The organism is Hydrogenophaga crassostreae, from assembly GCF_001761385.1.
Lineage (GTDB): Bacteria > Pseudomonadota > Gammaproteobacteria > Burkholderiales > Burkholderiaceae_C > Hydrogenophaga > Hydrogenophaga crassostreae.
The window spans coordinates 2,297,215-2,310,016 of the sequence record NZ_CP017476.1 but is presented as its reverse complement, the minus strand read 5'-3'; the positions used below and the strand labels follow the sequence as shown (position 1 = coordinate 2,310,016).

Here is a 12,802-nt window from a genome sequence, read left to right as displayed (position 1 = left end):
AAAAAAGGCGGGGATTGAGGAGAAATACAAGCCCTTACAAATAGTGCCAACGCACTACTTCGGCACCCCTTTCCTGGCCCAGTTTGCGTGGGCTGGCGACGCTTGGTGCAAATACCAAGGCGCTACCGAGGCGCTCGAGGGCACAATCGGCTACCGTCGAACCAGCGTCCCAAGCGCGGACCTCCGTTCACACCCATCCGATCTCACTCTTTGGTGAGCACCTCAAATCCCCGACCCGTTTTTTGATCCACGGAGCACCCTCATGAAGCATCGCCTTTCTTTCCTTGCCGCCGGCCTTTGCCTCGCACTTGGCGCCACCCACGCCTCGGCCCAGACCCGCGTCACCTACAAGTCGGCGAAAACTGGCTCGTCGTATTACCAGATGGGGGTCGAAATCGCCGAAGCCGTCAAGACGGCATCCGAAGGCAAGATCATCGTCACGATCGAAGAAAGCCAGGGGTCAGTACAAAACGTGGCCGAATCGGCGACCCGGGGCGGGAACTATGTGTTCACCACGCCGCCGGCCCTGGTGGGGAATGCGCAAGCCGCCTCAGGTCCTTTCAAAGACAAGGCCAACCCCAAGTTCAACAACATCCGGGCGCTGTTCCCAATCCCCTCGCTGACCATGCACTTTGTGGTGCGCGAAGACAGCGGTGTGAAGGCTTTTTCAGACCTTGCGGGCAAGAACCTGTTGATTGGCAAGGGCAGTTTTGGTGCCAGCGAAGGAGCGAAATATCTGGAGCTGTTCGGTTTGAAAGACAAAGTCTCGCTGTCCAACGCCGAACTCAACAACGCCGTGGCGGCTTTGAAGAACAAACAAATTGACGGCTTTGTGACCGCCGGCTCTTACCCTGCGCCCAATGTGATCGAAGCGGCCGCAGGCTCGTCCGTGACGCTGCTTTCCTTGAGCGAAGAGCAGATCAAGGCCACCAGCCGCACCCGCCTGGTGATCCCTGCTGGCACTTATTCGGGCCAGAAAACCGATGTGGTGACAACGTCGCTGCCAGTGGTTGCATACGCCACCACCGATATGAGTGATGACACCGCCTATGCGCTGACCAAAGCCTTCTGGAGCCAACGCGATCGCATGGCTGCCTCTGCCCCTTGGTGGAAAGGTGTGAATGGCGACATGCTGGCCAATATCGAAGGCAAGATCCACCCTGGCGCTCTGCGCTACTACACCGAAGCCAAGATGGCAGTGGGTGATCAGCAGCGCTGATCTTCCGCTTTATTTGTGTGCGGCGAGTGCCGCGACCCGGCAGGGAGCCAGCGTTTGCTGGCTCCCTGCTTTCATTGACATTGCCATCCATGAACACCACCCCCTCCGAAAAGCCATCGATCATCGATAGCGTCTGGCCCTTGCTTGGCCTGATCTCCATTGCCTTCCATCTGTGGCTGGTTTTCTCCGGACTGGTTCCCAACCTGGTCAGCCGCCCTATCCATTTGATGCTGGCCGTGCCCTGGATACTGATGGCCCCTGGCCGCTCAATGGCATTGACGGTGAGCGGCTGGATGCTGGGCACAGCGGGGTTGGCCGCAGCCACCTGGATCGCATTCAACGAAAGCACCCTGGGCGATCAATACGGCTCTCTGGCGGGGCAAGGCCAGGTGGTTGTGGCGTGTGTGCTGCTGGTATGCGTACTGGAAATGGCACGCCGATCGATTGGCTGGCCTTTGCCCATGGTCGCGGCACTGGCGCTGGCCTATGGCTTGTTGGGGGAACACATTCCCGGTGAATTCGGATACGCCGGCATGCCCCTGAACAGCTTCTTGGGCACCCTCACCATCGCCGAGGGCGGCATCTGGGGCTCGCTGACTGGCGTGTCGGTGAGCATCGTCGCCATCTTCGTGATTTTCGGCGCCGTGCTCAACGCTGGAGAAGCCGGCCAGGGTTTCATGAACCTCGCCTCCGCCGCCGCTGGGCACCTGAGGGGTGGCGCAGGCAAGGTCTCGGTGATCTCTTCGGCCTTGTTTGGATCCATTTCGGGGTCGGCATCGGCCAACGTGGCGTCCACCGGCGCGATCACGTTGCCCGCGATGACCCGCCTGGGTTACCCGCGCCGCCTGGCTGGAGCGATTGAGGCTGTCGCCTCCAGCGGAGGTCAGATCATGCCGCCGCTCATGGGCGCGGGCGCTTTCGTGATGGTGGAACTCACGGGCGTTCCCTACACCGGCATCATGGCCGCAGCCCTGTTGCCCGCCATTTTGTATTTCGCGGCCGTGTGGATCGGCATTGACGCCTATGCCGTCAAGCTCGGACTGGCCGCATTGCCTGCTGATCAGCGCCCCAGCTTCAAAGCCGTGGCCTTGACCACCAGTTTCTTTTTCTTCCCCTTTGCCACGTTGCTGTGGGGCATGTTTGTTTCCGATTACACGCCGCAATACGCGGCCTGCATGGCGATTCTGGTGGGCGCATTGCTGCTGCTCACCGGCGCTGATTTGCGCTTTGATGCCAAACGCACCGCCAGCCGTCTGGTGGCGGCGACCCGTACGGCTGGTCAGCAGATCGCAGTGATTGCTTCCATCATTTTGTGTGCGTCCATCATTGTTGGCGTGCTCGGCATGACCGGGCTGGGGGTCAAGGTGACTTCTGTGATTCTGAGTCTCTCAGGGCAGTCACTGTGGCCCGCCTTGTTGCTCACGGCCCTGGCCTGCATGTTGCTCGGCATGGAGGTACCCACCACAGCGGCCTACGTGATTTGTGTCTCGGTGGCTGGTCCCGCCCTCACCGCCTTGGGCCTGGAACCACTGCAAACCCATTTGTTCGTGTTCTGGTTTGCCCTGCTCTCCACCATCACACCTCCCGTCTGCGGCGCTGTGTTCATTGCGGCGGGTATGGTTGAAGAAAACTGGCTGAAGGTGGCCGGCACGGCCATGAAGCTGGGCGTTGGGCTCTACCTGATTCCCCTGGGCATGATCGCCAACCCCGACCTTATCGCCCTTGATGCACACCCGTTTTGGGCCCTCTTAGCGATGTTCAAAGTGGGGGCGGCACTCGCGCTGGTGTCTTACGGATTGATCGCTGCGCGCCGCTGGCTCGCCCAGCTGGGGTTTCTGGCTGCGGGCCTGCTGATGCTGTTCGTGCCAATGAGCACGGCGGCCACCTGAGCAACCACCGGCCACACGCACTTTGCAAAGGCGGCGCCTGTGCAGCAGTTCAGCTGCGGCAAGTCGACCCGCCATTGGGGTCTTCAGGTTCGGCATCAAGCAAGGGCATGAGCTGCGGCGCCATTTGTTTGAGCAATTGCACAGGCAATCCGCTGGTGAAGTCGTAGCCAGCGGCTTTTTCCCCCGGCACAAACGCGGTGATCGTTCCATAGAAACGCTCGCCAATGGCAAATGCAAAGGTGGCCGACCGGTTGACCACGCGCGAGTTGAGCAAACGACCGTTTTCACCATAGGTGTTGAACCGCTGATCGCCGGTGCCGGTTTTACCACTCACTGGAATACCCGTGCCATCCGAGCGCACGAATGCATTCAGTGCCCGTCGGGCCGTTCCCTCTTCCACCACACCGCGAATCGCCGCTTGAACAGCCTGCGCCACCTCGGGTGCCAATACCTGCTGCCCCGTCACCGAGCGTGGCTGAAAAAGGGTTTCGTAAGGTGTGCCTTGAGCGAAATGCAGATCCAGGGTGCGAACATTGGGCTGTCGAACACCATCGTTCACCAGGATACCCATCAGTTCAGCCAGGGCGCCTGGCCGGTCCGCCGAGGCGCCCAGCGCCGTTGCATACGACGCCACCAGCGAGCCAAATGGGTAGCCCATGCTCGCCCATTGGCGGTGGATTTCCAGAAAACCTTCACCCTCCAGCAAGGTCAGGATCCGCCTGTCCTGCGCACCCTTGCGGCTGGTCTTGAACAACCATGCGTACACCGCCTGCCGCTCAGCCGCGCTGGCCTGCATTACCTGTCCCTGAGTCGCTTGTGGATGCTTGGACAGGTACCCCACCAGCCACAGCTCCAGCGGATGCACGCCCGCCAGGTAGCCCCGGTCAGCGAGTGACATCGAAGCTGGTGCGTATTGCTCATAGAGCCGGTCCAGACGCTTGTCACTGGCTTCCTTGTCTTGCGGACGCGCACCTTCGATAAACGCTTTGAACTCGGCCAGTGACGCCTCCGGTGCGATCGTTCGATGGATGGCCGCCAATCGCGATGTGTTGGTGCGCAAGCCATCAAGCAGCAAAGCCTGCCGCTCTTGCGTGGTTTTGCCCTGGTACTTGCCCAGAAACCGCCGGATGAAGATTTGCCCTTCCTGGTCGGCAAAGCGCTCCAGGTAGGCCGTGCGCCTGGGGTCCTCTGCATCGCGCAAAATTTGCGCAGACGATCCGGGCACCATGAACATGTTGTGGTTCACGATGTCGCGCATCAACCGGATGAAAACCAGGTTGACCGAGTTTCGCAACGCTTCTTGCACCGACATGACTTTGTTGTTGTCCGTGCGGCTGAAATTGTTGAAGCGGTGTTCGCCGCCGCCTGTGAAAAACACTTCGTTCGGGTTGGCCGAATAGCGCCGCTCCAGAGCGGCATCCAGCATGGGACGCAGCGACTTGTCTTGTGTGTGAAGCAAATAGTCGACCGCCCACAACGAGAGTGCGTCTTTGCGGTCAGGGCGTTGCTCGCGCAATTGGCTGGCGTCCATCCCCGCCAGACGTTTGTGCAGCTGATCCACCACGTCGAGGTAGGTCACCAGCGTGCGCAACTTGGCTGTCGAGCCCAGATCCAGCTTGCTGCCATCGTTGATGTTCAACGGCTGATCAAGGTTATCGGTCTGAACCCGCAACAAGTTGCGCGTTTGACCCCGCTCGTACAGATTGAAGCTGTAGACCACATCTTGCGGACGGCCCTTGCCCAGCATTTGTTTGCGGTCCAGACCCAGTGCCTTGACCTGCTCTGGATCGCGCAACCGGCGCAAAAAGCGGGTCACATCGTTTTGAACGGCGGTATCAAAGCTGCTTTGCACAGCGAGATCCAGCCGGTCCAGTTCGTAGAGGCTGTTACCCAGCAACCCCGACAACTGCGTACGCACAGCGTTGGCCGCTTTTTGCGCAACAAAGTCCCCTTCAGCTGGGGGTACCCGGGTGTTGCGACGGGTCAATGGAATCCCCAATGCTGCATCGCGCATGGCCATTGAAATCACACCCGCATTCGCCAGCAACCGCAGATGCTGGTTGGTCAAGGTTTCCAATTCAGCGACCGGGGCATTGAGGTAATGCGAAGGACGCCGCTGGGAAATCAAAAGGCTCAGAACCTGTTTGTAAAGCATGGCTGTGGCCGGGTCATCAGCAGCCGATGCACCGGCGGCCTTCAAGATGCGCTGTACTTCTGGAAAATCGCGGCCGTACCAGGCCCACAACCCGTCGCCGATCCCATGCACCTCACCAAAACCGGCCTTGGCCGACAAGGGCATGGTGTTGAGGTAGGCCACCACCAACTGCCGACGCGCCTCGGTCGTGTCTTCACCCAAACGGTACGCCCGCAAGCTGGCCGATGCCATTTGCTGAAGCTTGTCGCCTACGGAGGCCGTGAACCCGCCCGGCGTATGGCGGTACTTTTCGATTTGTGTGGCCAAGGTGCTGCCACCGGGTGAACCCGCACCGCTTGCGCCCCCTGGTTTGACCACGCTGAAGACAGCCAGCGCAAAACGGTCCCACTCCACTGCAGGATTGCGCTTGGGCTCAGCGGTATCCAGCAACTCGCGGTTTTCGATGTACAACAAGGTGGCCACCCAGTCCGGCGGAAGATCCTCAAACCGATGGATGACCCTCTCCGGCTGGCGCTGAAGGAACAGCGACTCGCCACGGCAGTCCTGAATGCTCAAGCCACCCTGCAGTTTTTCCTGGTAAGGCGCGAAGTAGCCTTGATCGACCACATCCAACATGCCAGGCGACATCCTGGCTTGCTGGCGAATCTCAAAGCCCCGTTGAGCCAGCCGGTCTGAAAACAGGGGCAGCTTGGCATAGCCCAAGCGGTTGTCAAACGGGGCGCTGGCCGGAAATCGAATGGCGGGGCTGGCACCCTCCCCGAGCGCGAATTGCGCGTTGTTTGCCAGCCCGGAAAAGTAGCGGGCCTGATACGCCGAGGTGCGCACTTCTTGCGCCACCAGCCAGGAGAAGCCCGCGATCACGAGCACCAAAAGCATGGCCGACGTGAGCTTGAACCAAAAAAGGAAGCGCGCCCATTTTTCCCGAACACTTGTCATTGTTTACCTGCACGCGACTTGAGACTGAAAGAAGCCAGGACGGCTTCACCCGATAGGTCAATATTGTGCACCGCAACATGTCTGCTGATGTGAACAATGCGTCAAGGCCGGCGTGTATCCCCCTGCCCTAATCAGGTTTCCCTTCCGGGGGCACCCGGATCTCCCAGAGTCAAGCGGGTACAAGGCGTACGCACCCATGGTTGCGGGCCGATGGCTACGCCTTGCGCTCTTTGGCCATCTGGCGAAGACCCTCGATCACCAATAACGCGACAGCCGAAAAAACCAGCCCGTAGGTCATCCACTGCTCTGGGACCACGCGCTCGCCCAACAGCAGCGCCACCATCACCAGCAACACCGGTTCAACATAAGTCAACAACCCGAACAAACCCAATGGCAACCAGCGGCTGGCAGCCATGTACAACGCCAGAGCCATCGCGCTCAACACACCCAGCATTGGCAACAAGGCAAACAACACCGGATGTGAATCCAGGTGCAACAAACTGGAAGGCGTGCGCAACATGAACCACAGGGCAACTGGTACCAGCAGCGTCATATCCAGCCAATGGCCACCGAGATGGTCAGCGCCCAGGCGGCGACGCAACACAAAATAGAGCGGATAGCCCAATGCCACCGCCAAGGTTTCCCACGAAAGCCCTCCGACGCGCAAGAGTTCGTGAGCCACACCTGCTGCGGCCAGAGCGGTGGCCAGTTTTTGCGCGGTCGACAAACGCTCACGAAAAACCAGGCGCCCAGTCAAGACCATCACCAACGGCAACAGAAAGTAGCCTAGTGACACCGGCAAAGCCCGGCCATGCAAAGGCGCCCACATGAACAGCCACAGTTGAAATCCCAGCAATGCTGCGCAGACCAGCAACGTCGCTCCGTAGGCCCAACTGGCACGCACGCCCGCCAGCAAAGCAGCGACCCGCCCTCCCTGACCCCGCCACAGCAGCAAGACAGTTGTGAAGGGCCAGGTAAGGACAACGCGCCAGCCAAAAATCTGCTCTCCGTCCAACGGCATCAGCATAGGAGACAGGTAGTAAATGCCGCCAAACAAGACCGAAGCCATAACGGACGCAAGGATTCCTTTCAACACAAAGAGGCGCTTTCAAAAGAAGTGATTGACATGCGGTGGCTTGGCAAAAGCTGGCTATCGAAACAGATGCCAAAACCCTCGGCGTCAAGGTCCATTGTCGGGGACAGGTTGATAGCAAAAAGTTGTGCCCGCCGAATGTGCACCACCATGTGGATAAGCCCGTGAACAACCCCGCAAAGGCTTGTCACCATTGGCCTGGCGAAGGGTGCCTATAAATTGAGCAGGTCGATGTACCCCGATACACGCGTCTGGGCAGAACCCTCAAACCCGTTGTCCTGAGGCTGTTCAGGAGAAACAAGCCATTGCAGACCGCCCTCTATCGGCTTGAGGCGCCGGCCACGCGCCAGATCACGTCGCCCACATCGTCCGCCACCAGCAAAGAGTGTGCGTCCGGCCCGATCGCCACGCCCACAGGCCGGCCGTAAGACACCGATTCGTCGGGCGCCAGAAAGCCGGAAAGTATGTCGCGCGGCGGGCCTGCGGGTCGGCCGTTGGCGAATGGGACGAATACAACCCGGTACCCACTGAGCGTGCTGCGGTTCCATGAGCCGTGCTGGCCAATGACCATGCCGTCGACATCGAACCCCGGCAACGTGCCGGCGGGCATCCAGCACAAACCCAGCGACGCCGTGTGCCCACCCAGCGCATAGTCTGGCGTCACCGCGGTGGCCACCCTGGCCGCGTCCTGTGGCACCCGGTCATCCACTGTCTTGCCCCAATAGCAATACGGCCAACCGTAGAAGCCACCGTCTGCCACCGACGTCAGATAGTCGGGCGGCGTCTCGTCGCCCAGGCCATCGCGCTCGTTGACAACGGTCCAGAGCCGGTGGGTCGTCGGTTCCCAGGCCAGACCCACAGGGTTGCGCAGACCGTCGGCAAAGACCCGGCAATGGTGGGTCTGCAGATCCAGTTCGTAAATGCAGGCGCGACCCTCCTCCAGCTCCATGCCGCCTTCGGCGATGTTGGTGAGCGAGCCGACGCCGACGTAGAGCCGTTGGCCGTCGGGGCTGGGCAGCAAGCTGCGCGTCCAGTGGCCGTCGGACTTGAAAGTGGTCAACCGCCGCCCTGGACCGCTGATCGTCGTGGCGCCGTTGGCGTATTCAAACGCCATCACACCGTCGGTGTTGCCAACGTAATAGGTGTTTCCCAACAGCGCCATGCCAAAAGGCTGCTTCTGGTGTTCGAGCAAAACATGCCGCTCTTCCGCAACGCCATCGCCGTCGGCATCGCGCAGCAGCGTGATGCGGTTGGGGCTTTCGCCGAAGGCCGCCGCGCGGCGCATGGTGGCGACCATCGCATGGTCAAACAAAGTCTGGGGCTTCCCGCCGGACTGCAAAGCCTCGGCCACGGTGACGTCGCCGTTGGGAAGAACCAGTATCCAGCGTGGGTGCTTCAGCCCCGTGGCAAAGGCGTTGACCGTCAGGCCGGGAGCTGCGACCGGCAACTGACCCGGCGCCCATCCGCGGGCGGTGGGCATCTTCAATGTGGGAATGCTCCCTTGAGGGCGTCCTATAGGAATCTGTGGAGCGTCACCCACCGCCGGAGGGTCTGCCTCACCCTGAAGGCTGCGCCACTTCACAGCGCCCGCACCCACCAGCGCCACCACCTTCGCCAACACATCGTAAAAAACCATTGCAATGTTCCTCATCCGGGTTCGCTGGGCGAACAACGTTGCGCCACCCAGTTGCGCTGATTGTCGTGCCAGCGGGCAAATGGCGGTGGGTGCGGCCGCAATGTATCCCCATCGGTCGTGGCGCCTGGTCCAGCAAGCTTGCCGACGGCGATCTTTTGCGCATCAATCCATCAACCCAGTAGCGCTGACAGAAAAAAGGCCCGAACCGTTGCCGGTCCGGGCCTTTTCGATTGGGGCCCTAGAAGCCGCTTACTTCTTGCTCGGCGGCAAATCGGTACAAGACCCGTGCGCCACTTCCGCCGCCATACCGATGCTCTCGCCCAGCGTAGGGTGCGGATGAATGGTCTTGCCAATGTCCACCGCGTCAGCGCCCATTTCGATGGCCAGGGCCACTTCACCGATCATGTCGCCAGCGTGTGTGCCGACCATGCCGCCGCCCAGGATCTTGCCGTGGCCATGGGCCTCGGGGGAATCATCGAACAGCAGTTTGGTGACGCCTTCGTCGCGGCCATTGGCGATGGCGCGGCCCGAGGCCGTCCAGGGGAACAGGCCCTTCTTGACCTTGATGCCCTGGGCTTTGGCCTGGTCCTCGGTGAGACCCACCCACGCCACTTCGGGGTCGGTGTAGGCCACGCTGGGGATCACGCGGGCGTTGAACGCCGCAGATGCCAGCTCGGCATTGCCCTGCAGTTCACCAGCAATCACTTCCGCCGCCACATGCGCCTCGTGCACCGCCTTGTGCGCCAGCATGGGCTGGCCCACGATGTCGCCGATGGCGAAGATGTGGGGCACGTTGGTGCGCATCTGGATGTCGACATCGATGAAGCCGCGATCGGTCACGGCCACGCCCGCCTTGTCGGCGGCGATCTTCTTTCCATTGGGCGTGCGGCCCACGGCTTGCAAGACCAGGTCGTACACCTGTGGCTCAGGCGCTTTGCCGCCCGGTTCGGCACTTTCGAACGATACCTCAATGCCTTCGGGCGTGGCCTTGGCCCCCACCGTCTTGGTCTTGAGCATGATGTTGTCGAAGCGCTTGGCGTTCATCTTCTGCCAGATTTTCACCAGATCCCGGTCAGCGCCCTGCATCAGACCGTCCATCATTTCCACCACGTCAAGGCGGGCGCCCAGCGTGCTGTAAACCGTGCCCATTTCCAGGCCGATGATGCCTCCACCCAGGATCAGCATGCGTTTGGGCACATCCTTGAGCGCCAGGGCGCCGGTCGAATCGACCACACGCGGATCGTCGGGCATGAAGGGCAGGCGCACGGCCTGTGAGCCCGCTGCGATGATGCACTTCTTGAATGCCACAACCTGCTTCTTGCCGGTCTTTTCCTGCGCCGTGCCAGTGGTCTCCTCCACTTCGATGTGGTTTGCGCCCACGAAAGATCCGTAGCCGCGCACGATGGTGACCTTGCGCATCTTGGCCATGGCGGCCAGGCCACCAGTCAGCTTGCCAATGACTTTTTCTTTGTGGGTGCGCAGCTTGTTGATGTCGACCTTGGGCGCGCCGAATTCCACGCCCAGATCGGCCATGTGGCTCACTTCGTCCATGACTGAAGCCACGTGCAACAGCGCTTTGGATGGAATACAACCCACGTTCAGGCAAACACCGCCAATGGTCGCGTAGCGCTCAACGAGCACCACCTTGAGGCCCAGATCGGCAGCGCGGAAAGCGGCGGAATAGCCACCGGGACCACCGCCGAGCACCAACAGATCGCACTCCACATCGGCGCTGCCGCCAAAGCTGGATGCGGCTGGCGCCACCACGGAAGCAGCGGCGGCTGGGGCAGCGGCTGGGGCAGCGGCAGGTGCGGCGGCCGGAGCAGGCGCTGGGGCAGCCGCAGCGCCCTCGCCCGACGCTTCCAGCGACAACACCACAGAACCTTGCTTGACTTTGTCACCGATGTTGACCTTGACGGCTTTCACCACGCCCGCATGAGACGAAGGAATTTCCATCGAGGCTTTGTCGCTCTCCACAGTGATCAGGCTTTGCTCGGTCTTCACCGTATCGCCTACCGCCACCAGCAGCTCGATCACCGCCACTTCATCAAAGTCGCCGATATCTGGAACTTGAATATCAATGAGTGCCATTGTTGCGTTCCTTTACAGCATCACGCGACGGAAGTCGCTGAGGATTTGACTGAGGTAAACGTTGAATCGGGCGGCAGCCGCGCCGTCGATCACGCGGTGATCCCAGGTCAACGACAGCGGCAACATCAGACGCGGAACAAAGGCCTTGCCATCCCACACAGGCTCCATATTACTGCGGCAAACACCAAGAATGGCCACTTCGGGAGCGTTGATGATGGGCGTGAAGTAACGCCCACCAATGCCACCCAACGAAGAAATCGTGAAGCAGGCGCCGCTCATGTCGGCCGGACCCAGCTTGCCATCGCGTGCCTTCTTGGCGAGTTCGCCCATTTCCTGGCTGATCTGCATCACGCCCTTTTTGTCGGCGTCTTTGATGACCGGAACAACCAGGCCGTTCGGCGTGTCGGCGGCAAAACCGATATGGAAATACTGCTTGTAGATCAAGGCATCGCCATCCAGCGAGCTGTTGAATTCGGGGAATTTCTTCAGCGCCGATACGCAGGCCTTGATCAGGAAAGCGAGCATGGTGACCTTGGCTCCGCTCTTCTCGTTTTCCTTGTTGGTGGAAACACGGAAAGCTTCCAGATCGGTGATGTCGGCGTCATCAAAGTTGGTCACGGCCGGAATCATGATCGCGTTGCGCAACAGGTTGGCGCCGCTGATCTTCTTGATGCGGCTCATCTCTTTGCGCTCGATCGGACCGAACTTGGTGAAGTCCACCTTGGGCCAAGGAATCAGGCCCAGCTCTGAACCACCACCACCGGCAGGCGCCTTGGCGGCTTGAGCCACCGTTTGCGCCGCGCCGCTCATGACGGACTTGGTGAACTCCTGGATGTCCAGCGCCGTGATTCGGCCCTTGAGGCCAGAGCCTTTCACTTCGGCCAGCGGAACGCCGAGTTCGCGGGCGAACTTGCGCACCGAAGGTGAAGCATGGGGCAGACCCACGGCAGGCGTTGCTGCCGGGTTGTGAGCTGGCGCAGCTACGCTGGCGGCAACGGGTGCCGCAGCGGCAGCCGCTGGAGCCGGCGCTGCGGCTGGCGTCGATGACGCAGCAGGAGCGGCTGCAGGCGCTGCCGCGCCGGCCACGCCTTCGAGCACCGCCAGCAGGTCACCGATGTTGACCGTGTCACCCACTTTGACCTTGAGCTCTTTCAACACGCCAGCATGGCTCGACGGGATTTCCATCGATGCCTTGTCTGACTCCACAGTGATCAGGCTCTGCTCAACCTTGACCGTTTCACCCACTTTGACAAGCACCTCGATCACGGCCACGTCTTTGAAATCGCCGATGTCCGGCACCATCACATTCACCGGGCCACTCGCAGCCGGGGCGGCGGCGGCGGCAACAGCAGGCGCAGGCGCCGGGGCTGCGACCGGCGCAGCGGCGGCGGCTGGCGCTGGCGCGGCGGCGGCCTCACCAGCCGCCTCCACCATCAACACCACCGAACCTTCCTTCACCTTGTCACCTATGGCCACGCGCAGTTCTTTCACCACGCCCGCCGTGCTGGACGGGATTTCCATTGAAGCCTTGTCTGACTCCACCGTGATCAGCGATTGCTCGGCAGCGACCGTATCGCCCACCTTCACCAGCAATTCAATCACCGCCACTTCGTCGAAGTCACCGATGTCCGGGACCTTTACTTCTACCAATGCCATGTTTGTCTCCAATCAGATATTCAGAGCGCCAAGCGCCTACTTTTAACCAGGGAAGCCGCCGATCTGGCACTGCCATTCAGCCAGCTTCGCCCCCCCCGTTGGGGTAGCGCCGAGGGCGCTGCGGGGG

Annotated in this window: 7 protein-coding genes; 2 read left to right on the top strand and 5 right to left on the bottom strand. The window is 60.9% G+C overall.

Going from position 1 to position 12,802, the window contains the following annotated elements:
* Positions 1–262 precede the first annotated feature (262 nt).
* Both LPB072_RS10660 and LPB072_RS10655 read left to right on the top strand, forming a co-directional pair.
* Positions 263–1,219 carry a TAXI family TRAP transporter solute-binding subunit gene (locus LPB072_RS10660; RefSeq protein WP_066087749.1) on the top strand — a complete coding sequence of 319 codons (957 nt, stop codon included), beginning with the start codon at positions 263–265 and terminating at the stop codon, positions 1,217–1,219.
* Between the two features lie 89 nt (positions 1,220–1,308).
* Positions 1,309–3,108 (top strand): TRAP transporter permease, encoded by a 1,800-nt coding sequence (locus LPB072_RS10655; protein WP_066087752.1) that lies wholly within the window; start codon positions 1,309–1,311, stop codon positions 3,106–3,108.
* A gap of 49 nt (positions 3,109–3,157) precedes the next feature.
* On the opposite strand, the gene LPB072_RS10650 is transcribed toward LPB072_RS10655, so the two are convergent.
* The 5 genes from LPB072_RS10650 to aceF all read right to left on the bottom strand — a co-directional run bounded on the left by LPB072_RS10650 (position 3,158) and on the right by aceF (position 12,675).
* Positions 3,158–6,139: a transglycosylase domain-containing protein gene (locus LPB072_RS10650; protein ID WP_231943484.1), complete on the bottom strand. Its 2,982-nt coding sequence runs from the start codon at positions 6,137–6,139 to the stop codon at positions 3,158–3,160.
* 274 nt (positions 6,140–6,413) lie between these two features.
* Positions 6,414–7,295, bottom strand: coding sequence for an EamA family transporter RarD (gene rarD / locus LPB072_RS10645; protein ID WP_066087758.1), 882 nt, complete (start codon positions 7,293–7,295; stop codon positions 6,414–6,416).
* Between the two features lie 316 nt (positions 7,296–7,611).
* Complete coding sequence (locus LPB072_RS10635) at positions 7,612–8,928, bottom strand: PQQ-dependent sugar dehydrogenase (RefSeq protein ID WP_066087767.1); 1,317 nt, start codon at positions 8,926–8,928, stop codon at positions 7,612–7,614.
* Positions 8,929–9,177: 249 nt separating this feature from the next.
* Positions 9,178–11,019, bottom strand: coding sequence for a dihydrolipoyl dehydrogenase (gene lpdA, locus LPB072_RS10630; RefSeq protein WP_066087770.1), 1,842 nt, complete (start codon positions 11,017–11,019; stop codon positions 9,178–9,180).
* Between the two features lie 12 nt (positions 11,020–11,031).
* Complete coding sequence (aceF, locus tag LPB072_RS10625) at positions 11,032–12,675, bottom strand: dihydrolipoyllysine-residue acetyltransferase (RefSeq protein ID WP_066087773.1); 1,644 nt, start codon at positions 12,673–12,675, stop codon at positions 11,032–11,034.
* Positions 12,676–12,802: the final 127 nt, after the last annotated feature.